Source organism: Actinomadura sp. 3N407, from assembly GCF_052245875.1.
In the GTDB taxonomy this organism is placed as follows: Bacteria; Actinomycetota; Actinomycetes; order Streptosporangiales; family Streptosporangiaceae; genus Spirillospora.
In genome coordinates this window covers 52,976-75,403 of sequence record NZ_JBQQBP010000022.1, presented here as the reverse complement: position 1 = coordinate 75,403, position 22,428 = coordinate 52,976, and the positions used below count along the sequence as shown (strand labels likewise).

Genomic DNA, 22,428 nt, shown 5'->3' with positions numbered 1-22,428 from the left:
AAGTCACTGCAGTCACGCGCATCAATGCGTATGGTTCATTCCATGCCTAACAGCGAAGAGCGCGACAATAGCGGCCCCCAGGGGGCGGCCGCGGCTCCCCGGGCCGGCGCGGTCTCCGAAGGCGCGGGGGACGGGGACAGGGGGTCCGGCGGATCCGCCGGAACGGCGGTCGCCCGGATGGGCGAACCGGTCACCGTGTGGCCCTGCGCCAACTGCGGACGTCCCGTGCCCCAGCCCATGGGAGCCGTCCGCACCGTCCGCTACTGCCAGGACAACGACGGCGCCTGCGCCCGCGAGGCGCGCGACCGCAGGGAACGCGGCCGGGACGCGCCGGGCCTCACCGGGCAGGTCGCCTCGGCCTGGGAGATGGTCGAACGGCTGGAGAAGGCGGCCGACCTGCTCGCCGACTCCCTGACGTCCGAGCTGAGCGTCGCCGGCGTCGAACGGCGCGTCGCCGAGGTGCGCGCCGAGGCCGCCCGCGAGCTCGCCATCGCGCAGAGCGAGCGCGACGCGTCCCAGCGCCGCGCCGAGGAGGCGTGGCAGGAGGCGTCGTCCTCCCGGCAGCGCGCCGACACCGCCGAGCGGGACGCGGCCGGCGCCCGCGAGGAGGCCAAGCTCGCCACCGCCAAGCGCGACGCCGCGCAGCAGGCGTGGGAGGAGGCGCACCAGATCGCGCAGCAGTCGATGAGCGCGAAGCTGGCCGCCGAAAGCGAACGCGACCGCGTCGCGGCCCGCGAGACCGAACTGCTCGCCGCGCTGGAGAACGCCCGCGCCGAACTCGTCGCCATGCACGCCAAGTTCGCCGAGGCCGAGGGCTCCGCCGAGTCGCAGCGCGTCGAGGCCGCCGTCGCCAAGCAGGGCGCCGAGGACCTCCGCAACGCCATGCGCGACACCGAGGCGCAGCGGCAGCGCGCCATGCAGGCCGCCAGCAAGGCCGAGGCCGAACGGACCACCGCGCTGCGCGCCCAGTCCGAGGCCGAGGCGGAGGTCGTCCGCGCCAACGCGCGCGCCGACGAGGCCGCCAAGGAACGCGACGCCGCGCAGGCCCACGCCCAGGCCGCGACGGCCGAACGGGACGAGCTCGCCGCCAAGGTCAACGACCAGGGGGTTCAGCTGCGGCAGCTGTCGCAGTCGGTGGCCGAGCAGCAGGCCGCGCTCACCGCCCTCGCCGAGGAACGCGACGCGGCCCGCGCCGAGGCCGACCGCGCCCGCCGCCAGATCGACCAGTTCACGCACAGCACGCTGTCGTCCGGCGTCCCGCCCGGCGGCCGGATGCCCGGCGGCGGAAACCCGATGCCCCCGGCGGGCGTCCCGCACGGCACGGGACCGCAGCCCGCCGGCATGCCGCCCGGCCCGCCCCCGATCGGCGGCCCCGTCCCGAGCATGCCGCAGGCGAACAACGGCTCGCCGATGCCGCTCGGCGCACCCGTCCCGAACGGGACGCCCGGCCCGAACACCGGGAATCCCCCGATGCCCGGCGCCAACCCCCCGAACCACGTCCGCCCGGTCAACGGCGCGGACCGGGAGGATCCCCTCTTCACCGGCCCCTGACGGACGCGCGGCCCGGGCTCAGCCGTACCTGACCGCCAGGAACAGCGCCAGGGCCGCCACCGCCCAGATCATCGCGACATGGCCGCGCTCCCGCGCCGCCGCCTGCCGCAGGCCGACGATCCGTCGCCGGCTGAGCCGCAGGTCCGAGACGGCGCGGCGGGCGCGCTCCCAGTGCACGCCCATGTAGATCGCCAGCGCTGCGACACCGAGAAGCAACAGAACGTTTCCGCTCATCAGACCCGCCTCCGTTTTCGCGGAAGCTCAGATTGAACAGCGGAACCGGCCGCCCCGACAATGCCCGGCGACACATTTCCGTGAACCATGCGGAACCGGACCGGGGCGGCCGCGAACGGATCATCGGCCTCCGAGGGTCAGCGCCCGAACCGCTCCGGGTCGATCTCGATCCAGATCTGCTCGGCGCGGCCCAGCAGCCGTCCGTCCGCGCCGTACAGCGCCGTGGCCGCGTGCATCTTGCGGCCCTCGCGGCTGCGCGCGAGCCCCATCACGACGCACCGCTCCCCGGCCTCGGGCACGTCCATCACCTGCGCGGTCATCGTGCCGAGCACGGCGGGACGCTCCGCCACGTCGAACGACCATCCGCCGGGGCAGTCCAGCGCCGCCCACACCAGTTCCCGTTCGGGCACCCGGTCCGGCACCCACGGCGCCGCGACGGTGTCGTCGGCGACCGGCCCCGGTTCGAGCCGCAGCCCGTCGCCCGGCTCCCGCTCCGGCCCGCACACGAAGCAGCCGGGGAACGGGTGGCTCTCCGCCGCCCGGTACTTCTCCGCGGCCTCCGACGCCCGCTCGAACGGGACGGGCGCGATGGGCGGCACCACGATCGCTCCCGCGAGCGCCTCCGCGATCAGCCGGTCCCCGTCCCAGAGCCGCACACTGTGCCCGCGGTCGTCCTCGACCGTGACGGCCATCTCGGTGTCCAGCGGCGGCGGCAGCCGCAGCGTCACCGTCACCGTGTCGATCGGCACCCGCCCCGCGAGGCGCCCCGCCACGTACCCACCGTTCCCGGACCCGTCCGGCCCATGAAACCGCCCGTCAATGATCACCGTGTTCCCCCGTGGTAACGCGCTCCCCAATAAAACGGCACCGAGTCTAATGACCCACCCCGACACTCCAGCCCTAACCCCCACCACCCGGAGCGACCACCCACCCGAGCAGCCGTCCTTTCACCCCAGGGGGCCGGACACCATCCCGGGCGATTGAACCTCAACCGGCACACCGGCCACGCAGCGACCCCGGCTATCGCGACCGCGTCCGAAACGGGTTCGAGCCTGCCGGAACCTGATCGCGCAGCGAGCCGCAAGGCGAGCCGGACCGATGCGGCGATCGCACGCGTTTCTCGACGTGGAGGGCCGTCAGGCCCGAAGGAGGAGAGAAAGCAGAATCACACGGCGCGTGAGGGTTGGGGGCGGCCCGGGCGGGTGGTGAAGAACACCGAGAGGGAGCCCTTGAGGCGTGCGCGGACGGTCTCCTCGTCGACGGGGCCGTCTTCGGGGACGGGGGTCCGGTCGAGGGCGCGGTCGATGAGGACGTCGATGTTGCGGTCGGCGACGAGGACGGAGCACGTGTCGCAGGCGTACCACGGGTAGAGCATGTTGAGGACGGCGACGGCGGTGTCGTCGTCCGACAGCTGCGTGGTGTCCAGCTCGACCTCGAACATGTCGGTGTCCTCGGGGTCCAGCGTGGGGTAGTAGAGCCAGCTGGGCCCGGAGCCGCCGCAGAAGTCGCAGCCCTGGTCCTGCGGGGCGGGTTCGCCGACGGCGAGCTCCAGCTCGTGGTCCCACGGCTCCACCCGCCGGTTGTGGCGGTAGCCCACTCCGTCGAGCGAGCCTTCGCGGTTGTGGGTGACGTCGTGCACCTCGCCGCCGCAGCGGGCGCACATGAAGCCGATGTCCTCCATGTCCCTCCCCTGATCGCTGAGGCACCGGATCTCACAGTATCCGTCCGGGGCCCTCCCTCGTACCCGGGCGCCGTGATCCCGGATACGTTGAAGATCTTCTTTGACGCTTCCCTTCCGGCGCTTCGCACACGTCCGCATGACGGGTTCCCTGCCGCGTCCCGATGACGGTGCCGCGCGGCGGGCGCATGGCCCGGTCAACCGGCGGGGACCCGATGGCGGGCCAGGTGGGCCAGGACGGACTGGTTGGCCTCCCAGCCGTCCGGGAACTTCACCGGCACGCCGAGACGCACGGGTTCGGCGGACGGGTGCGCGTCGAGCAGTTCGGGGATGCCCGCCCGCGCGACCACGACGCACGCGTGCCGGTGCCGGGACGTCAGGACGCAGAGGCGTCCCGACTCCAGGTGGAAGGCGGTGGCGTCGCGGCGTCCCGACAGCGGGTGCAGCACGACCGTCGCGTCGTACTCGCGGCCCTGGAGCCGGTTGGCGGTGTCGACCGTGATCCCGTCGCCGTGCGGGCCGAGCGCGGCGCGGATCGCGGTGACCTGGTCGCGGTGGGCCGCGCCGATCGCGACGCGCGCCGCGTCGACGGGACTCGACCCGAGTTCGGAGTGCGCGACGGGGCCGCGCTGCAGCAGCCGTACGGCCAGGGCCGCCGTCGCGCGGACCGCCTCGGCGTCGGTGCGCAGTGTGTGCCGCGCCGGCAGCTCGTAGAGACCCCAGCCCGTGGCGGCGGCCTCTTCGAGCGCCTGGTCGTAGGTGGTGCCCATGCCGCGCGCCCCGAACTCCAGCCGCCGGTCGCCCGGCCCGGTGCCGGCGCGGAACCCGGTGAACGGGTAGAACGCCTCCGACACCACCGGCGCGGCCGACGCGGGCAGCCGCCACGACACCGGGAGCCGGTGGACGGGCAGGTCCGGGTTGTGCGCCAGCAGGACGGACACGGCGCTGCGCATCGGGTCCCACGACAGGCCCGCCCAGCGCTCCACCTCGACGGTGGAGAACGGGTCGAGCTGCCCCGGGTCGCCCACGAACAGCGCCCGCTCGAACCGCCCGGCGATGCGCAGCAGCATGTCCGAGCGCATCTGGTACGCCTCGTCCACGATCGCCCACGGCCACGACCCGTCGGGCAGCGTCGCCCATTTCGCGGCGGTGGCGATCACGATGGTGTGTTCGGCGAGGTCGTCGGCCTTCTGCGCGACCCGCACCGCCGGATGCGCCGCGACCCGCTCGGACGGGACGTATCCCGACGCCGACAGGCGGCCGAGCGTCACCTCCGGGTGCCTGCCGGCGATGCGGTCGATGAGGTCGTCGACCTGCTCGTTCGTCTGCGCCACGATCATCAGGCGCTCACCGGCCGCGGCCAGGTGCGCGGCGGCGCGGACGACCAGCGTGGACTTCCCGGCGCCGGGCGGGGAGTCGACCACCACGCCGCGGTGCCCGCCGCCGAGATCCGCGAGGACGCCGTCCACGACCCGCGCCGCCGCCTCGGAGGGGGCCGCTTCGTCCGCCGTCACCGGCACCAGGCGGCGCCCCGCATGTTCGGTCACGACCATTCCTCTTCGGCGTCCTCGTGGGTCGGCACGTATTCCTCGGGCGGCCCGCCGTGCGTCCACGGCGTGTCCTCACGTTCGGGGAACTTGGCCGCGCCGAACGAACCGTCGGTCAGCGACGTGAAGCACACCCGGTCGCCGACCCGGGGGACGACGCCCGGTTCGGGGGTGAGCTTGCGGCCCATCCCGCCGGTCAGCTCCAGCAGCACGGCCCCGTCGCCCAGCTCCACGATCCTCCCCTTGAGCGCCGGCCGCGCGGCGTCGCACACGGTCGTCCCGGCGTCGAGCCGCACCGGATCCCGCGTGCCGACCCGCAGGTGGGGGCGGAGCTTCGGCCGCTTGCCCGTCTCGTCCAGCCGGGTCGGGTCGCATTCGGTGACCACGCCGCCGAACGCCTGGCCCGTCAGCCGGTGCTCGGCCATGACGAGGGGGTCGTCGAACGCCCGCTGCGCGTCGTAGGCGTCCTGGGCGCGTTCGAGGTCGTGCAGCCGCCGCGCCGCACGGACGGGCGGGTCGCGGCGCGCCTGCGGGTACGCCTCACCGAACGTCTGGTGGTAGTACGTGAAGGCGTCCCGGTCGCGTTCCCAGCGCTTCGGCACGCTCGCCCCCTCCGGCAGGGCGCGCAGCAGCGCCACGGCATCCCACATGAGGTCCCACGTCGGGGTGAGCTGGCCGGCGAGGACCGTGCGCAGCCGCTCCTCGGCGCGCGAGCCCGCGCCCGCCCGGTCGTACCCGGCGATCGCCGGAGCGAGGACCTCGTTGTCGAACGTCGGGTCCGTCGTCGGCCCCGCCGGCGGGCACATCACCGGATCCTCGGCACGCGCGGCCGCGGCCGGGCCGTCCAGACCGTCCGGCGGGTCGATCCAGCCCATCAGCGCCGCGAGGTTGCCGTCCTCCAGGGAACTCTGACCCGTCGCCCAGTGCAGTCGCAGCATCTCCGTCATGGCGCCCAGCAGCGACGACCCGGGATGGTCGTACCGGTCGGCGAACCACGTCAGCCACCGGCCGAGGACCGGCACCGCCGGGTCCACCGCGTACGGGCCCTCCGTGCTGCGGAACCGCGTCGACCGTCCCACCATCCGCAGGAACGCGACACCGCCCCGGTTCGGCACGAGCAGCTGCGGTGCGTTCCCGTACCGGATCCGCTCCTCGCCCTCCTTGCCGGGCGGCAGCTCCTCCACGGCGCCGCGGCTCGTCTCGATGTGGTTCAGGACGAGCTTGGCGAAATCGGCGGTGAACGCGAACCGCAGGTCCCGGTTGCGCGGCTGCGGCACCATCAGCAGCGCCGGATCGTCCCGCGCGCTCCCGGCCATCACCGCCAGCGGCGCCGCCGCCTCCCCGGCGAGCTTCAGCGGGACGAGCACCAGCGGCGCGTCCGGCACGTGGCAGTGCCGCACCGTCGCGAGCGGCCGCGCGACCCCGGCGGCCGCCGCCTCCAGGCGGGCGAGCGAGGACAGTGCGCTCATGTACCGATCACGCGACCCCGTCCAGGGCTTCGGCGCGGAGGCGGGCCGCGGTGCGCAGCTGGTCGGCCGTCTCCGCGAGGTCGTCGGACGGCGGGAGCGAGCCGTCCGCCAGGGCGAGCGCGGTACCGATCGTGTCGACGCCGCCGAGGTCGTCGCGGACGGAACGGCCGAGCGCGCCCGTCGAGCCGCAGGCGCGCGCCTCGTCGCGGCAGAACAGCGCCATCTCGCAGCCCGACATGCACTCCGGCGCGTACCGGGCCTCGACCGCCCGGACCGACTCTTCGAGCCCGTCCCCGGGCCCGAACGTCAGATCGCCGGGCAGCTCCGCCAGGATGTCGTCGATGCGGGTGAGGCGCGCGAGCTGCCGCTCCAGGACGGCGAGCTGCGGCCGGACGTCCAGCGGTGTCGCCGTCGGGCGGTTGGAGAAGTTCTCCGGGCAGACGAGGAACACGTCGTGCGACACCCGCCCGGGATCGTGCCCCAGCTCGGCCACCAGCCGGCGCAGCGCGAGCACGTACACCGCCGACTGCCGCGCCGCCGCCGCGACCTGCTCCGGCTCGGCCTGCCCGTCCACCACGGCGAACGACTTGATCTCGATGACGTGCAGCCGCCCCGCGAGCTGGAACGCGATGACGTCCGGCTCCAGGTAGGCGAGCCGCCCGGCGATGTCGAGCCGCAGCAGCGGATGGTCGAACAGCGTGCCCTCACCGGTCTCCAGTACGCGGGCGACCAGCCGCCGGGTCCGCGAATGCCGCAGCTCCCGGCCCTCGTTGCCCGCGACCACCTCCAGGTCGTCGTAGGCCACCTCGGGGACGGCGAGGCCGAGCCGCTCGCGCAGCAGCGTCAGCAGCTCCGCGCATCCGTCCGCCTTCACCTGCGCCTCGAACACGTTCCCGCGCGTGATCGCGAACTGCGACTGCCCGAACGGCGCGGGGAAGCCCAGCTCCCGCGCCACCGTGTCCTTGTCGACCCCCGCCGCGTCCATCACCCCGCGGCGGGCGCAGCCGGGATTGGACGTCAGCGCGGCGATCGTGCGGGCGTCGTGATTGCGCGGGGGAGCGCCGCCGCGCAGCCGGTCCAGGTCCGGCGCGGTCTCGGTCATCCGTCCGTCTCTCCATTGCTGGCAGGGCGCCGTCCGGAGTGCCGCAGGGCCCGCAGCCGGCTGCCGAACAGCATTTCCGCGTCGTCGAGCTGGGCCCGGGCGCGCCCGGCGGCGGACGCGCGCCGCCGCCGGTCCGGCTCCCGGTGCACGTCCAGCTCGGCCCGGGCGGCCTCGGCGAGGGCGGCCGGATCGACGGTACCGACCGTACCGGTGACCGCACCGGGAATGTTGGACGCGAAACGCCACAGCAGCCGCTGCACGTCGGGGGACGGCCTCCCCCGCCCGGCCTGCTCGGCGAGGCGTGCGGCGCACGTGAGGAAATCGGTGCGCGGGCTGAGCGGCCCGACGATCCGCTGCTCCAGCGGCCAGGTGCTCACGGTGAGCAGCCCGCGGGCCGGCGCGAGAAGATCGGCGGTCAGCGCGGCGCACAGGTAGTACGGCCGCGCGTACGGCGCGGTGCGGAACGAGCGTTCCTCGTCGCGGCGCAGGCTCGTCAGCCTGCTCCCCGGGATCTCGCCGGGGAAGAACGCCGCGTACACCGACCCGATCAGCTTGGGCGCGGACGGCGCGCCGAGCAGGGTCAGCGCCTGGTGGACCTGCTCCCGGACGGGCAGCAGCCCGCGCTGCCCGGCACCGGGTTCCTCGCCGCCGCGGCCACCGGCGGGGGCGTCGCCGAGGACGGCGTCGTCCCATGCCGTCTCGGCCTTGCGCAGCTCGGCGCGCAGGCCGCGGGCCTCGTGCCGGTCACCGGTCGCCATGGCCCGGCGCACGGCGGCGCGCAGCTCGGTGATGCGCCGCTCCAGCTCGTCGGGGGTCGGGACGCCGGGGGACCGGGACATGCGGCAGACAGTACAGGAGCTTCCAGACAGTTCCAGTGTTTTCCAGTTTTGGGCCGTCCCGCACGAGGCCGGCGGGGCTCCGCCACACGATGGAGCAGCGCCGGAGCGGACGCGGGGACGGGGCCTCCGGAACCTCCGCGATAACGATCGGCGCCATACCCCGCGCCGGGTCAGCCGGGGAAGCTCGCGCGGTACGTGGCGGCCATGTCCTCGTCGCCGTGTCCCCGGTCGATGGCGCGGCGGAACCGCGCGCCGGCCGCGTCGTTCACGTCCACCCGGATCTCGGCGGCCTCGGCGGCCTCGTGGATCAGCCGGGTGTTCTTCTCCGCGTTGCGGACGGCGAAGCTCGGCTCGAAGTCGTCCGCGAGCATGGCCTTCATCTTGGCCTGCAGGTAGACGCTGTCGAGCGGGCCGCCGGTGAGGACCTCGCCGAGCAGGGCCGGGTCGAGCCCGAGGCCCTTGGTCAGCGCGACCGACTCGGCGACGACGGAGGTCAGCGAGATCGCGTAGCTCACGGCGGCGAGCTTGAGGCGGGTGCCGGCGCCGCCCGCACCGTCCTCGTCCAGCCAGAGCGTCCTGGCGCCGACGCTGCCGAACACCGGTTCGAGAACGGTCCGCGCGTCCTGCGGCCCCGCCGCGAGGACCACCAGCTTTCCCTGTTCGGCGGGCTGCCTCGTCCCCTGGACGGGCGCGTCGACGAACAGGAGCCCCTGGTCGGCGGCGAAGCCGGCGAGCAGCCGCACGGACGCGACGCCGACCGTGCCCATCTGCGCCCAGATCTGCCCCGGCCGCAGCGCCGGCGACGCGTCCGTCATGACCGACAGCGCCGTGTCGCCGTCGTCCAGCATCGTGATGACCACCTCGGCACCGCCGGCGGCCTGGGCGGGGGAGTCCGCCACGGTCGCGCCGTCGCCCGCGAGGGGCTCGGCGCGCGATCGGGTGCGGTTCCACACCGTGACCCGGTGCCCGTCCCCGAGCAGCGTGCGGGCCATCGCCGCGCCCATGATCCCGGTGCCGAGCAACGCGACTGCCGTCATGTTCCCACTCCTTCGCGGACCGCCTGTCCGGACGATGCCTGTCCGACAATGCCCTTCCTACCCGCGAACAGGCGGACCGTGCGGTGCCGGCTAGCCGTAGGCGGGGCTGTCGCCGGGGGCGTCCGCGTACACGGCGGTGTAGGGCGCCGCGAACGCGTCCAAGGTGCGGTCCAGCTGGGCCGACCACCAGGTCACCAGGGCGGCGAGGCCCCGCTCGCCGGCGCCGTCCTCGCCCAGGTACCGGTGCCGCAGCGGCGCGACGTCGCAGAGCCGCTCCCACCATTCGCGGTGCACCGCCGACTGGATCTGCCCGGCGTCCAGCGGGAACGCCGAGCGGTGGCCGCGCACGAACGCCTGGACGCGGTCGAGGTCGAGCCCCCGCTCGTCGTCGCAGGCGAACAGCCGCGCCGCCGCCCGCACGACCTCCCCGGCGACGGGGCCGGTCGCCAGCCCGTCCCAGCCGAGGACGGCGGTGACGTTGCCCGACCCGCCGTACCGGAGGTGCCCGGCGTGGAACGCGCCGTGCAGATGGCCGACGGTGCTCACCTCGATCTCGGGCGGCTGGTGGTCGGCGAACTCGGTGAGCAGCTCGCGCCGCTCCCGCAGGCGGCGTCCGGTCAGCGCGTCGAAGTCGGTTCCGCCGCCGTCCGGCAGGTCGCGCAGCATCGCGTCGACGGCGGCCGCCGCGGACGCGGCGCGCGGCGTCGGCACCAGCAGGCTCTGCTGCACCGGCGGCGTGAGCAGGTCGAGCGCCGCGTGCAGCCGTCCCAGCAGCTCGCCGAGCCTCTCGCACTGGCCGAACGTCAACTCCAGCCCGCCGCGCCCGCGCCCGCCCACCCACGGGTAGAGGACGTAGCCGCGCCCGGAGGCGGTGACCAGTGTCCGGCCGCCGCGCGCGGGCATCGGCGCGAGCACCGGAAGGCCGGCCTCGTCGAGCGCGGTGGTCACGGCGTGCTGGAACAGGACGCGGCGCCGGTCGGGTTCGGCATACTCCTTCAGGAAGAACGCACCGTCGGCCGTGCCGACGCGCCAGCACCGGCGGCCGGGGCCGGCGGCCAGCGGGTCCGGGGCGTCCGGCGCGTCGATCTCCCAGCGTCTCAGCAGCCGTGGCGGCGGCTCGGTGTCAGCACTCTGTGACGTCGGCACCTCGGCACCTCGGCTGCGTGGACGGACGATGGTCGAATGGATGTTCTACGGCGACGCTACACGTCCCGCCCGCACCGCGAAAGGGAACCGCGCGGCTCAGCGGGTTCGAGGACGACCACGGGAATGTCGCGGGTCGTCTTCTGCTGGTACTCGTCGTACGCGCGCCAGACGGCGCCATCCTCTGCCACAGCGCGGGCTTCTCCTCGGGCATCGCCGTCCGCGCCAGCGCGGTGAACGTGTCGAATATCCGAACACCGCACCGTCGTCCTGGGCGAACGCCCTGGTTGCAGTCCGCGGCTACCCTGGGCCGGTGGACGACGCGGCTGAGGTGGCGCGGCGATGCGCCGAGACGATGTACGCGCGGGACAAGGTGGCGCAGGACCTCGCCATGCAGATCACCGAGATCTCGCCCGGACGGGCCCGGCTGCGCATGACGGTCGGCGACACGATGGTGAACGGGCACGGCATCGCGCACGGCGGCTACGTGTTCCTTCTCGCCGACTCCGCGTTCGCCTACGCGTGCAATACCCATGACGCCGTGACGGTCGCGGCGTCCGCCGACGTCGTGTTCGTCGCGCCCGCCCGCACCGGCGACGTCCTGGAGGCGACCGCGGTGGAGCGCACCCGCTACGGCCGCAGCGGAATCTACGACGTGACGGTTCGCCGCGTCCCGGACGGCGAGGTCGTCGCCGAGTTCCGCGGCGGGAGCCGCAGCCGCGACCAGCGCGTGCTCGACGACCCGGGCCCCTGACCGCTGGGCCGGCCGCGTCGCCGCGCGTCCCTCGGGATCAGAGGTCGTTGAGGACGCGGGTGAGCTGCCGAGCCGTGTCGTCGGGGCGCGCGGCGGTGATGCAGAGGTTGTTCATGGCCCGCATGTAGGTGTCGACGTCCGTCGGCTTGTCGAGGTACAGCGCGCTGGTGAGCTGCTCCAGGTAGACGACGTCGGAGAGGCCGGGCTCCGCGAACCGCAGGATCGTGAAGGGACCGCCCGCGGCGGCGTGCCCGCCCGCGCCGAACGGCACGATCTGCAGCGTGACGTTGGGCAGCTCGGACACCTCGATCAGGTGCTCGATCTGGCGGCGCATCACGTCGCGGCCGCCGAGCGGGCGGCGGACGACCGCCTCGTCCACCACGGCCCACAGCGTCGGCGCGCCGGGGGAGGTGAACCGCTCCTGCCGGATCGTGCGGAGCTGCACGCGCCGCTCGACCTCGTCCTCGGCCGCGTCGGAGAAGCCGAGGCGGACGACGGCGCGCGCGTAGTCCTCGGTCTGCAGCAGCCCGGGGACGAACTGCAGCTCGTAGGTGCGCAGCAGCGAGGCGGCCTCCTCCAGGCCGAGATAGACCTCGAACCAGCTCGGCAGCACGTCGCCGTACCGGTGCCACCATCCGGGGGTGTTGGCCTCCTTGGCCAGCTCGAGCAGCGGGGCGCGCTCGCCGGGGTCGTCGACGCCGTAGAGGGTGAGCAGGTCGGCGACGTCGCGTTCCTTGAAGCCGACCCGGCCGAGCTCCATCCGGCTGATCTTGGAGTGCGAGCCGCGGATCTCGTAGCCCGCCTGCTCGGTGGAGATGCCGCGCTCCTCGCGGAGCCGGCGCAGTTGGGCGCCGAGCAGAATGCGCAGGACGGTGGGGCCGCCGCGCCGGGGATAATCGATCAGCCGTCCGGCCGGATCACCTTCGGGCGGAGGTGTTGGGGCAGCTGAATCCTGGACCAAGGGGTCACCAGCCAGTCGACGGGTCTGCTCGTGGGCGGAACGGCACCGCGGAACGGCACCGCCCTATGTTAGAGGATGGGGGCGGGTTTTTGGGAAGTATGAAAATCGCGTTCGGTGCGAATCGCCGGGTACCGCGTGGATCGCGTGCCCGGCCGGTGTGCATGGGCGGCGACCTGTGCTGTCGGTGGCCGAATGGCTGCGCTGCGTATCGCAGTGGTGACAACCGAGTTGGCCCGGTGGTCATTTCCGTGGCATCCGAGTCACCGTTGGAGCATGAATTGCCCGGCGCACTCGGACGTTGCGGACGGCCAATCCCACACCGGTCATTCCCCGCAACGTCGTGTGACGTTCGAATGACGGACGTCTCCCATTCCGGTGAATTCCGGGGCGCCCGCCGCGCAGATCATGCCAGAGTGGCCCGTTCTGAGGCCCCGGAGACGCGAATCGCGTGATGAAGCTCTCGTCCCACGCGGGTGTGGTCTGGGACGGGTGCGACGTTAGGTGTGCAGAGGGGCGATCACGATCGCCGCTCCGCAGAGGCGAGCACCACACCGCACAACTGGGGGAAACCATGAACGCGACCCGTGAACGACCTGAGATCCGATTCCTGACCTCGGGCGATGTCACGGCGCACGAGCGCGCGGCGGCGGAGCGCGCCGTCCAGACCGCGCTGAGGGACGCCCAGGGCGTCACGTCCGTCCAGGTCACGCTGAGCGTCGTGGCCGACCCGTCGCTTCCGCGCCCGGCGCTGGCCCAGGCCGTCGTCGAGATCAACGGCCGCCGCGTCCGCGCCCAGGCCGCCGCGCCGCGCATCGACGAGGCCATCGACATGCTCCGCGAGCGTCTGGCCGTCCGGACGTCCTCCCTGCAGGCGGGCTGAACCCGCCGCGCACGATCGGCCGGCGGCGCCCCTGGAGGGGACGCCGCCGATCGTGTCTCCGGGCCGTCAGGCGTCGCGGCGGGTGAGCGCGATAGCGGCGAAGCCGAGCGGGACGAGCGCGTACGCCACCATCGCTGCCGCCGCCACACCCGGTGACAGCAGGTCGCCGTAGATGGAGTTGTCCGCACCGAGCCCGGCGGCCTGCCTGGGCAGGGCGCCGGGCATCACCGACCCGATCCGCTCGTTCCACGGCTCCGGCAGGTGGAAGACCAGCATCGGCACCACGTACCAGAGCAGGACGACCGGCACGAGCGCCCCGGCCGTCGACCGCAGCAGCACGCCGAGCGACAGGCCGAGCAGCGCGAACATCGCCACCGACGTCCCCGAGATGACGAAACCCGGCAGGTCGTGGCCGATGGACGCCCGCTGGTCCGGGAACGGCCGGTCTCCGATGATGAGCCGCGTCCCGAGGAACGAGCCGATCGTCATGGCCTCGCCCGCGATGAGCGCGACCGCCCCGACCACGGCCGCCTTCGCCGCGAGGACCGTCCGGCGCCGGGGGAGCACCGCGAACGTGGTGCGGATCATGCCGGTGCGGTACTCGGACGTGACGGACAGCACGCCCAGAACGGCGAGGCACAGTCCCGCGACCCACCCGCCGATCTCCTGAAGCGGACGCAGCGGGAACTCCGCTCGGCGCTCGGCCGACAGGCCGTCCCAGACGTGCGCCATCTGGAACGCCAGCAGCAGAACGAACACGAGGAACAGGGCCGTCGCCGCCAGCACCCCATAGGTGGACCGGACCGACCGCAGCTTCCACCACTCGGCCGCGAGCGCGTCGCCCAACCCGCGTCCCGGTCCGCGCCCGGTCCCGTGCGCCGCCCCGCCTCCCATCACGCATCCCTGCGGGTGAACGAGTACGCACCGGCTCCCAGCGCGACCGCCGCGTAGGTCACCAGAAGCGCCACCGCGCCGGTCGGAGAAAGGACGCCGTGGACGCCGGACGAACCCGGCGCCCCCGCGATCTGGCCGGCCAGGTTGCCGGGCATCGCCGACCAGATCCGCTCGTCCCACGGGAACGGCAGAAGCCGCGCGAGAGCGGGCAGCACCATCAGCACCACCATCCCCGATGCGATCGTCGCCGCGGTCGAGCGCAGCACGGCGCCCAGCCCGAACGTGATCAGCGTGATCGCCGCCGTCGTCAGCGCCAGCCACAGCAGATGGACCGCGACGTCCCCCGCCGGGCCCTGGAACGTCGGGACAGCCCGGTCGCCCACGATCGCGTCGCCGGCCACGGAACCCGCAGCCAGGCTCACCAGGGCGGCGGCGAACATGATCGCACCGGCCACCCCCGCCTTCGCCGCGAACGGCGTCAGGCGGCGCGGCATCGCGGCGAGGGTCGTCCGGACCATCCCCGACCCGTACTCGGACGTCAGCGTGAGAGCGCCCAGCACCACCGCGCACACCGGCAGCGACACGGCGAGGGGCTGCTCCGCCGGGGCCGTCCTGGCGGTCGCCTTCCGCTCCGCCGGCAGACCGTCCCAGTACCGGGCCACGAACCACGACCACAGGAGGCACAGCAGCGTGAACAACGCGACCGTGCCGAAGACGGCCGCGGTCGACCGGACGGACCGGAGCTTGTACCACTCCGCCGCGAGCGCGTCGATCACGACGCCACCGCCCCGAACTCTGTGCTGCCGGCGGTCAGCTCCATGTACGCCTCCTCCAGCGAGGCACTGCGAGGAGTCACCTCGTACAGCGGGATGCCCCGCGCGGCGGCCATGTCGCCGATGGCCGCGACGTCCAGCCCGGTGACCGTCAGGGCGCCGCCGGGCACGGACTCGACTCCGCCCCCGGCCGCCGCGAGAACCGCGGTCAGATCGGCCGGCCGCGGCGTACGCACCAGAACACCCCGCCGGAACCGGTCCGCCAGCTCCCGCACCGACGTGTCGGCGATCAGCCGCCCCCGGCCGATGATGATCAGCCGGTCGGCGGTCAGCTCCATCTCGCTCATCAGATGGCTCGAGATCAGCACGGTCCGTCCCTCCGCGGCCAGCGTCCGCATCAGCTCCCGGATCCAGCGGACGCCGTCCGGGTCCAGCCCGTTCACCGGCTCGTCGAACATCAGCACCCCCGGATCGCCCAGCAGCGCCGCCGCGATCCCGAGCCGCTGCCTCATGCCCAGCGAGAACCCCCCGACCCGCTTGCGCGCGACCCTGGCCAAGCCCACCTGCTCCAGCACCTCCGTCACCCGCCCCGCCGCGATCCCGTTGCTGCGCGCCAGCCAGCCGAGATGGTCGAACGCGCGCCGCCCGCCGTGCACGGCGCCCGCGTCCAGCAGCGCCCCCACCTCCCGCATCGGCCGCCGCAGCGCCGCGTACCGGCCCCCGTTCACCAGCGCCTCACCGGACGTCGCCGCGTCCAGCCCGAGCAGCACGCGCATGGTCGTCGACTTCCCGGCGCCGTTCGGTCCGAGGAACCCGGTCACCGTGCCCGGCCGCACCACGAAGGACAGGCCGTCCACCGCGGCCGTCGCGCCGTAGCGCTTGGTCAGCTCACGTACTTCGATCATGCCGACAACGCTCGTACCCGACGGCCCTCCGCACATCGGAACGCGGGCGGGAACCGCGCGTGCGACCGTGCTCCGAGACCGCCGCCGCGCCTCCGACCCCGGTATGACGCCCGGCGGCACGAGGCGCCCGCCCCGACCGTCCCGCTACCTTCATGACGTGGACGATTCCGGGCTTCGCTCCCCGTTCTCCAGGCGGCTCAGCCGGCGGCGGCTGATCGGCCTGGACGCCGCGGCGGCGGCCTTCTGCACGATCGCGCTGCTGCTGCTCTCAGGGAAGACCGAAGCCTCCGCGGCCCTCGTGCCGCCGCTCGCCGCCGCGACCGGCCTGCCGCTCGCGGTGCGGCGGCTCTGGCCCATCCCCGTCTTCGCCGTCGTCCTGTCCGCCTCGACGGCGATGCTGCTCCTCGGGCTGCCCTGGGACTCCTTCGTCGGCCCGGCGTTCGCCCTCTACGTCGTCGCGCTCGACCGCGTCCGCCGGCGGTGGCTGCCGACACCGCTGATCGGCGTGGTCAGCGCCACCGTCATCCTCGGCGGCGCGATGGCCGGCCCCGCCGACCGGCCTGCCGAGTCCGCCGGCCGGCTGCTGCTCGGGCTCGCCGTCCTCGGCGCGTCCTGGTCCCTCGGCCGCGTCGTCCGCGAACGTCGCGCGGAGACCGCCCGCACCGCCCGGCAGCTCGCCGACCGGGCCGTCTCCGACGAACGGCTCCGCATCGCCCGCGAACTCCACGACGTCGTCGCGCACAGCATGAGCCTGATCGCCGTCAAGGCCGGCGTCGCCGTCCACGTCGCCGAGGCCCGCCCCCAGGAAGCCCTCGACGCCCTCCGCGTCATCGAGACGACGAGCCGCGGCTCACTCGCCGAAATGCGCCACCTCCTCGGCGTGCTGCGGACCGGCGGCACCGACACCGACCTCACCCCGTCCCCGGGCCTCGCCGACCTGACGGGCCTCGCCGAGCGGGCCGCGATGGCCGGCGTCGACGTCGACCTTGAAGTCGACGCCGGGAACCTCCCCGAAGGCGTCGCACTCTCCGCCTACCGCATCGTCCAGGAGGCGGTCACCAACGTCGTCAAGCACGCCGCCCCGGCCCGCTGCCGCGTCCGCGTCCAGTCCGACGGGCTCCGCGTGCGCATCGACGTCACCGACGACGGCCCCGGCGTCCGCCTCCTCCCCGGCGGGGACGGGCACGGGCTCATCGGCATGCGCGAACGCGTCATGATGTACGGCGGCGACTTCACCGCCGGACCCCGTCCCGAAGGCGGCTTCGCCGTGTCTGCCGCCTTCCCGTGCGAACCCTAGGAAACCCTTGGAACTGCGCGTCCTCGTCGCCGACGACCAGGCCCTGCTGCGCGGCAGCTTCCGCGTCCTCATCGACACGGCGCCCGGCCTGCGCACGGTCGGCGAGGCCGGCACCGGCGCCGAGGCCGTCGAGCTGGCCGAACGCGAACGCCCCGACCTCGTCCTCATGGACGTCCGGATGCCCGAGATGGACGGGATCGAGGCGACCCGGCGGATCTGCGACGACCTTCCCGACGTCCGCGTCCTCATCCTCACGACCTTCGACCTGGACACCTACGTCTACTCGGCGCTCCGGGCCGGGGCCAGCGGCTTCCTGCTCAAGGACACCCCGCCCGCCGACCTGCTGTCGGCGATCCGGGTCGTCGCCTCCGGCGAGTCCCTGCTCGCGCCGTCGGTGACCCGGCGGCTGATCGCCGAGTTCGTCCGGCGGCCCGGCCCCGCCCAGCCCCCGCCCGCCGGGCTGGACGGCGTCACCGAACGCGAACGCGAGGTCCTCACCCTCATCGCCCGCGGCCTGTCCAACACCGAACTCGCCGAGCACCTGCACCTGAGCCCCGCCACGGTCAAGACCCACATCGGGCACCTGCTCGCCAAACTCCGCGCCCGCGACCGCGCCCAACTCGTCATCGCCGCCTACGAAACGGGCCTCGTCCGCCCCCGCTGATCGACGACGACCACGATCCCCTCACCGAGCGAGGCGACGCCCGCACAACGCGAGCACACACCGGCGTCGCCGGGCCAGAGCGGTGTGCCCAGCCGTACGGGCCGAGGCGATTCGCCGGGCCGACGGCGTCCACAACTCAATGAAGGTGAGCCGCCCGCGTCGCCGGGGGCGGCGAGGGCGGCGAGGGTGGGTTGCAGGTCGTTCGTTGTGCCGGATGCCGCGTGGCCGGGCGGGGCGGCGATCACAGCAGGATCGGGGCCAGATGCTCGAGCTGGTCGGCGGATGATGCCAGATCCGGGGCGAACCCCATGACGCACACGTGATCCGCGCCCGCGTCCAGGTGCTCCTGGATCCTTGTGCGGACGGCGGTTTCGTCTCCCCAGTTGAAGCAGGCGTCGATGACCTCGTCCGAACCGCCTGCGGCCAAGGCCGCGTCGTCGTAACCGAGGCTCCTGAGGGAACGGAGGTACGGCGACCCGGGCATTTCGAGCAACTGTGTCTGCCTGGCGATGCCGCGCGCCTTCTCGGGATCCGTCGCAAGGATCGCGCTCTGTCCGACGACGAGCAGTTCGTCCGGTCCGAGGCGTTCCCTGGCCCTCCTGGTGTGCTCGACGGGCATCATGGCGGGCAGGGCCCCGCCCGCCCTGTCCCGTGCCAGGCCCTGCATCTTCGGTCCCAGCGCCGCCAGGAGCCGGGGGAACGGCACCTCGGGCACCGGCGCGGTGTCCACCGCGGCGTCCATTCCGTCGAAGTACTCGCGTGTCCGGTCCAGCGGGACACGGCGGGTTCGTCCCGGATCCTCCGGAACCGGATGACCTGGGCCCAGACCGTCCGTCCTCCTCTGTTTGATGGCGCGCAGCACCTGGGCCCGTGAGCCGGGGCTACAGGCCGCCCCCGCGCGGCAGCGCCGGTGGTCCGCCGGTGCCCCGCGCCGGAGTCCCCGGCGACTGCCCGCCGCCCCGCCCGGTCTTGCCGCGTCGGGGCCGCGGCGAGACCGGGCCAGGAGACGGCCCAGACTCCCTCGAAGAGGTCGGTGGTTCCAGGCCAGGGGAACTACCTTCAACGAACGCTTCACCCCGCTGCCTCCCACCCTCGCCCACCGCCTCGGGGCCTGCGCGAGCTAGGGGGATGCCGGGCGGGTCCGGTAGGCCTCCAGGCGTTCGGCGAGTTCCTTGGGCTGGCTGAGCGCCACGAGGTGCCCGCCCGGCATGTCGTCGACCGGGATGCCCAGCCGCTCGCGCACGACCCGGCGCTGGAACTCGAGTGGGAAGAAACGATCGTCTCGTCCCTGCAGAACGACCGTGGGGGTGCTGGGCCACTCGCGTAGCGGCCACGGCTCGGCGAACGGCGTCGCCGACTGCGGCGGTTCTTCCCGGGAGAACGCCTCAGCCGTCACGTCCGGCGGGACGTCGTGGAAGAAGCTCTCCTTGGGGTCGAACTCGGCCGGAATGGTTCGACCCTCGCGGGCCGCGTAGTCCGCCATGGCCTGCGACTGACCGGTGTTGTCCCACCAGGCGCCGCCTGATTCGCCCGGGACGGGGACCATGGCGTTGAGCATGACGAGCAGGTCCACCGATATCCGTTCGCAGACGAGCGGGGCGGTGAGGCCGCCCATGGACTGTGCCACCAGGACGACGCCCGTCCGATCGCCGATCGCCTCCACCACGGTGTCGGTGTACGCGTGGAGGCCGGCCGAGTCGTCACCGGCCGGAAGATCTACTGCCACGACGTCATGGCCCCGCGCTCGCAGTTCCGGGACGAGTCGATGCCAATACCAGGCCTGGCCGCCCGCCCCTGGGATGAGTGCGTAGGTCGCCATGGTCACCGTCCTGTGGTCGTGGGCGCCACCGGTCGCGCGGTCGTTCCCCCGGATTCCGATCCTAATTTAGGAGTATCCCGTACTATTTTGCTATGGCTGGTCGCAGGAAGTACGGCGACCCGTGCGGCATCGCGCGGGCACTCGACGTCGTCGGAGAACGGTGGGCGATGCTGGTCGTCCGCGAACTGCTCCTCGGGCCGAAGCGGTTCACCGCCCTGCACCGCGGGCTCGCCGGGATGAGCCAGAACGTCCTGTCGCAGCGTCTGCGTGATCTCGAAGAATCCGGAATCGTCCGGCACCGCGTGCTCGGAGCGCCGGTGAGCGCCCGGGTGTACGAACTGACCCCCCGCGGCCGGGAGCTCGAACCGGTTCTGTTCGCCCTCGCGAAGTGGGGTGGCCGCACCCCGATCGATCCGTCGTCCACCGGCGAGCTGAGCGCCGACGCGATGATGTTCGCGCTCAAGACGACGTTCGACCCGGACGCCGCCTCGGGCCTGAGCGTCCGCCTGGCCCTCCGTTTCGAGGACGATCGCTTTGTGGCCGAGATCGACGCCGGACGGTTCGACGCCGCTCGCGCTGAAGCGCCGCTTCATGTCGATGCCACGCTGACCACCGATGTCGGGACGTTCAGGACCCTCGCGTTCGGTGGCCGTCCGCTGGCAGGGCCCAGGGACTCCGGTGAACTCCGGCTGGAAGGCGACAGCGGCCTCGCCGCGCGGTTCCTGAGCTGCTTTCCCCGCCCCTCGATCACCCCCTGACGCGCGTCCGTCCTCCCTCGAACATGTGTTCGGGCTAGTGTTTCCTCCCGTGCTGATCGATGAACCCGTCTCCGCGGAGACCACGCCCACGGGCCGACCGTCCCAGATCACCGGCCCGCGCGGCTGCTACCGGGTGCGCCGCGTGCTCGAAGAGTGGCAGGCCCCCGGTCAGGCGAGGTTCTACCGCCTCCAGGTCGCCACGCCGGGACGGTCCGGCGATCGCCGAGGTCATCGGCCCGGTCAACGGCCCATGGACCCTCCGCCGGGTCCGGCGCTGACCAGGGTCACCCGCGGACGCGCAGTACGAGGCGGCCCGAGAATCCTCCCCGCTCGGCCGCCTTGGCCGAACGCCGCTCCTCCAGTTCGCCGGGCGTGATTCCGTGCAGTGCCGCCAGGGCGTGAACCACCTCCAGGAGATCGGCCAGCTCAGCGGGATCACCACTCGCGACATACTCGCCGGCCTCCTCGTAGAGTTTGGCGCGCAGCAACGCGCCGTGCTCCTCCGGAGCGGCGACGCGGATCTCCGGCAGCCGCCCGGCGGCTCGAACGATCTCGGGAATGCGGTCCCGGACCAGCTTCTCGGCCCGTCCGCCCGCCTCTTTGGCAGGACGCTCCATCGCACCGTGCCGCCGGTCCAGAGACTGGATCCACTTCACCGCGACCGCCGCCGTCTGTACCAGTTCCGTCCGCAGGCCGCCGGGATCGGATTCGGCGAGGGCCTCGAAGAACTCCTCCGCCAGAATGTGCCGCCAGGTCAGTGCCCCGCGTGACCAGGCGGCGGCGCATTCTCGCTTGGCCTCCTCGGCGCGCTCGGTGAACTCCGGCCCGCTTCCATCGGGGAATTCCTGGACACCCCACATCCGGTCTTGGGCATCGCGTTCGGCCGCGACATCCTCCAGCGCCTTCGCCAGCGCCCCCGGCACTCGATCGCTCTCCATGCGACCCGACGCTACTGCGAACACCGCGAACCTCCCCCGACTCGCCGCTCGCCCATGCGCCACCGTCCCAGAGGCCCAAAGCATGGACCCGCACAACCGTCCACCCCCCAGCTCCAGGCACCGACCCCCGGCCCCGGCGACCGACCTTGGCGCGGTGTTGGGTGCTGGGCGGCGAGCGTGCGTGGGTGGCTGCTCGGGTTCGGTCAGGTGGGTGGCGCGTGGTCGGGTTCGCAGCTGAGCAGTTCGTGCAGGATGGGCGGGAGTTCGTCCCACAGCCATTCGTTCAGGGTGCCGGGGAAGTTCGCCGGCGGCCGGATGCCCAGGCGATCGTGGGCCACCTCTGTCAGGCGTACCGGGATGGGGCCGTCGTCCCACATCGGGTCGCGGTGTCCCCAGAACGCGGAGAAGTCGGGGCTCGTCAGCATCAGCTCGGTGGGCATGGTGTGCTCACCCGGGTGCCTGCCCAGAGGGAGCAGCCGCTGCGCCGTCGTGCGGAGGATGTTGAGCGCGGCCAGGTCGTGCGGGCAGGCGACGTCGGTGATCTCCAGTTCTGGCAGCCCGAACCGGTACAGGCCGCGGGTGGTGAGGTGGACGCAGCCGCAGCCGTCGATGGCGTCCTCGTCGGCCGGGCACCGGGAGTCCGGGCAGGAGGGCAGTGCGGCGCCGATCCAGTGGTCGGCGAGGACGAACTCGTCGAAGCGTCCGAAGGGGACGACGGGCAGGGCCTGGTTCGAGGCGAGGTCCACGGGCACGCCGCACAGCGATTCGGCGATCGCCTTGGCCGTGGCGCGCGCGAGGTGCGGCCCCGAGGGGAGGTCGCCGACCGGCAGGACGGATGTGACGCCGATGTGCCGCGTGGCCTGACGGGCCCTCTCCGCGTCCTCGTGGTCGGCGCCGGTCACCTCGCTCAGGTCCCAGGGTGAGTCGGCGGCCCGATGGCAGGCCATGACGAGGCGGGGCGTGCCGATGCGCATTGACACCGCAGCCGCGAACGGGCCGGGGAGCCGTTGCAGGACCGCCGACGTCAGGTCGCCGGGGTCTCTGTCGGCGGCGACGACGAAGCCGGCGGTCGTCTCTTCGGGAACCGTGATGGTGACGGGCATTGCAGCCTCCTCGGGCCCACGGACGGGTCTGTGCCGTTCAGCTTCCAGGAGGCGGACGGGCGAAAGAACCAGAACTGAATTC

Annotated in this window: 24 protein-coding genes; 6 read left to right on the top strand and 18 right to left on the bottom strand. The window is 73.3% G+C overall.

What is annotated here, in order from left to right:
• Positions 1–42: 42 nt before the first annotated feature.
• Positions 43–1,551, top strand: coding sequence for a chromosome segregation ATPase (locus ACTWPP_RS38190; protein ID WP_443109319.1), 1,509 nt, complete (start codon positions 43–45; stop codon positions 1,549–1,551).
• A gap of 18 nt (positions 1,552–1,569) precedes the next feature.
• Here ACTWPP_RS38190 and ACTWPP_RS38185 read toward each other — a convergent pair whose 3' ends face one another.
• The 10 genes from ACTWPP_RS38185 to ACTWPP_RS38140 all read right to left on the bottom strand — a co-directional run bounded on the left by ACTWPP_RS38185 (position 1,570) and on the right by ACTWPP_RS38140 (position 10,791).
• Positions 1,570–1,785, bottom strand: a complete 216-nt coding sequence (locus ACTWPP_RS38185) for a hypothetical protein (RefSeq protein WP_358468230.1) — start codon at positions 1,783–1,785, stop codon at positions 1,570–1,572.
• A 137-nt stretch (positions 1,786–1,922) separates the two neighbouring features.
• The gene (locus ACTWPP_RS38180; protein WP_443109318.1) at positions 1,923–2,558 is read right to left on the bottom strand and encodes a hypothetical protein; all 636 of its coding nucleotides are present in this window, start codon (positions 2,556–2,558) and stop codon (positions 1,923–1,925) included.
• A 392-nt stretch (positions 2,559–2,950) separates the two neighbouring features.
• Positions 2,951–3,466: a hypothetical protein gene (locus ACTWPP_RS38175; protein ID WP_443109317.1), complete on the bottom strand. Its 516-nt coding sequence runs from the start codon at positions 3,464–3,466 to the stop codon at positions 2,951–2,953.
• Between the two features lie 194 nt (positions 3,467–3,660).
• Positions 3,661–5,010, bottom strand: coding sequence for an AAA family ATPase (locus tag ACTWPP_RS38170; RefSeq protein WP_443109316.1), 1,350 nt, complete (start codon positions 5,008–5,010; stop codon positions 3,661–3,663).
• Entirely contained in the window at positions 5,007–6,479 is a 1,473-nt protein-coding gene (locus tag ACTWPP_RS38165) for a hypothetical protein (protein ID WP_443109315.1), read from the bottom strand. Before ACTWPP_RS38165 ends, ACTWPP_RS38170 begins: the two co-directional genes overlap by 4 nt.
• Positions 6,480–6,486: 7 nt before the next feature.
• Positions 6,487–7,581 carry a hypothetical protein gene (locus ACTWPP_RS38160; protein ID WP_443109314.1) on the bottom strand — a complete coding sequence of 365 codons (1,095 nt, stop codon included), beginning with the start codon at positions 7,579–7,581 and terminating at the stop codon, positions 6,487–6,489.
• Positions 7,578–8,420 (bottom strand): hypothetical protein, encoded by an 843-nt coding sequence (locus ACTWPP_RS38155; protein WP_443109313.1) that lies wholly within the window; start codon positions 8,418–8,420, stop codon positions 7,578–7,580. Before ACTWPP_RS38155 ends, ACTWPP_RS38160 begins: the two co-directional genes overlap by 4 nt.
• 170 nt (positions 8,421–8,590) lie before the next feature.
• Entirely contained in the window at positions 8,591–9,457 is an 867-nt protein-coding gene (locus tag ACTWPP_RS38150; RefSeq protein WP_443109312.1) for an NAD(P)-dependent oxidoreductase, read from the bottom strand.
• Positions 9,458–9,547: 90 nt separating this feature from the next.
• Positions 9,548–10,603, bottom strand: coding sequence for a phosphotransferase enzyme family protein (locus ACTWPP_RS38145; RefSeq protein ID WP_443109311.1), 1,056 nt, complete (start codon positions 10,601–10,603; stop codon positions 9,548–9,550).
• 56 nt (positions 10,604–10,659) lie between these two features.
• Positions 10,660–10,791 (bottom strand): nitroreductase/quinone reductase family protein, encoded by a 132-nt coding sequence (locus ACTWPP_RS38140; protein WP_443109309.1) that lies wholly within the window; start codon positions 10,789–10,791, stop codon positions 10,660–10,662.
• Between the two features lie 164 nt (positions 10,792–10,955).
• Here ACTWPP_RS38140 and paaI point away from each other — a divergent pair, with 164 nt between their 5' ends.
• The gene (paaI, locus tag ACTWPP_RS38135) at positions 10,956–11,354 is read left to right on the top strand and encodes a hydroxyphenylacetyl-CoA thioesterase PaaI (protein WP_443109366.1); all 399 of its coding nucleotides are present in this window, start codon (positions 10,956–10,958) and stop codon (positions 11,352–11,354) included.
• 37 nt (positions 11,355–11,391) lie between these two features.
• Here paaI and ACTWPP_RS38130 read toward each other — a convergent pair whose 3' ends face one another.
• Positions 11,392–12,258 carry a helix-turn-helix domain-containing protein gene (locus tag ACTWPP_RS38130; RefSeq protein ID WP_443109365.1) on the bottom strand — a complete coding sequence of 289 codons (867 nt, stop codon included), beginning with the start codon at positions 12,256–12,258 and terminating at the stop codon, positions 11,392–11,394.
• Between the two features lie 628 nt (positions 12,259–12,886).
• Here ACTWPP_RS38130 and ACTWPP_RS38125 point away from each other — a divergent pair.
• Positions 12,887–13,195 carry a hypothetical protein gene (locus ACTWPP_RS38125; protein WP_443109308.1) on the top strand — a complete coding sequence of 103 codons (309 nt, stop codon included), beginning with the start codon at positions 12,887–12,889 and terminating at the stop codon, positions 13,193–13,195.
• A gap of 66 nt (positions 13,196–13,261) precedes the next feature.
• Here ACTWPP_RS38125 and ACTWPP_RS38120 read toward each other — a convergent pair whose 3' ends face one another.
• The 3 genes from ACTWPP_RS38120 to ACTWPP_RS38110 are packed head-to-tail and all read right to left on the bottom strand — an operon-like array spanning position 13,262 to position 15,767.
• A complete protein-coding gene (locus ACTWPP_RS38120) occupies positions 13,262–14,089 on the bottom strand; it encodes an ABC transporter permease (protein WP_443109307.1) in 828 nt (275 codons plus the stop codon).
• A complete protein-coding gene (locus ACTWPP_RS38115) occupies positions 14,089–14,865 on the bottom strand; it encodes an ABC transporter permease (protein ID WP_443109306.1) in 777 nt (258 codons plus the stop codon). Before ACTWPP_RS38115 ends, ACTWPP_RS38120 begins: the two co-directional genes overlap by 1 nt.
• Positions 14,862–15,767 carry an ABC transporter ATP-binding protein gene (locus ACTWPP_RS38110; RefSeq protein WP_443109305.1) on the bottom strand — a complete coding sequence of 302 codons (906 nt, stop codon included), beginning with the start codon at positions 15,765–15,767 and terminating at the stop codon, positions 14,862–14,864. The genes ACTWPP_RS38115 and ACTWPP_RS38110 overlap by 4 nt, the downstream gene beginning before the upstream one ends.
• Positions 15,768–15,924: 157 nt before the next feature.
• Between ACTWPP_RS38110 and ACTWPP_RS38105 the strand changes: the two genes are divergently transcribed.
• Both ACTWPP_RS38105 and ACTWPP_RS38100 read left to right on the top strand, forming a co-directional pair.
• A complete protein-coding gene (locus tag ACTWPP_RS38105) occupies positions 15,925–17,064 on the top strand; it encodes a sensor histidine kinase (RefSeq protein WP_443109304.1) in 1,140 nt (379 codons plus the stop codon).
• A 7-nt stretch (positions 17,065–17,071) separates the two neighbouring features.
• A complete protein-coding gene (locus tag ACTWPP_RS38100) occupies positions 17,072–17,728 on the top strand; it encodes a response regulator (protein WP_443109303.1) in 657 nt (218 codons plus the stop codon).
• 241 nt (positions 17,729–17,969) lie between these two features.
• Here the strand turns inward: ACTWPP_RS38100 and ACTWPP_RS38095 are convergent, their stop codons facing one another.
• Both ACTWPP_RS38095 and ACTWPP_RS38090 read right to left on the bottom strand, forming a co-directional pair.
• Positions 17,970–18,470 carry a hypothetical protein gene (locus tag ACTWPP_RS38095; RefSeq protein WP_443109302.1) on the bottom strand — a complete coding sequence of 167 codons (501 nt, stop codon included), beginning with the start codon at positions 18,468–18,470 and terminating at the stop codon, positions 17,970–17,972.
• 378 nt (positions 18,471–18,848) lie between these two features.
• A complete protein-coding gene (locus ACTWPP_RS38090) occupies positions 18,849–19,547 on the bottom strand; it encodes an alpha/beta fold hydrolase (protein WP_443109301.1) in 699 nt (232 codons plus the stop codon).
• 92 nt (positions 19,548–19,639) lie between these two features.
• On the opposite strand from ACTWPP_RS38090, the gene ACTWPP_RS38085 reads away from it, so the two are divergent.
• Positions 19,640–20,305 (top strand): winged helix-turn-helix transcriptional regulator, encoded by a 666-nt coding sequence (locus ACTWPP_RS38085; RefSeq protein ID WP_443109300.1) that lies wholly within the window; start codon positions 19,640–19,642, stop codon positions 20,303–20,305.
• Positions 20,306–20,589: 284 nt separating this feature from the next.
• On the opposite strand, the gene ACTWPP_RS38080 is transcribed toward ACTWPP_RS38085, so the two are convergent.
• Both ACTWPP_RS38080 and ACTWPP_RS38075 read right to left on the bottom strand, forming a co-directional pair.
• Positions 20,590–21,243, bottom strand: a complete 654-nt coding sequence (locus ACTWPP_RS38080) for a hypothetical protein (protein ID WP_443109299.1) — start codon at positions 21,241–21,243, stop codon at positions 20,590–20,592.
• A gap of 203 nt (positions 21,244–21,446) precedes the next feature.
• Positions 21,447–22,346, bottom strand: a complete 900-nt coding sequence (locus ACTWPP_RS38075; RefSeq protein WP_443109298.1) for a hypothetical protein — start codon at positions 22,344–22,346, stop codon at positions 21,447–21,449.
• Between the last annotated feature and the right edge of the window lie 82 nt (positions 22,347–22,428).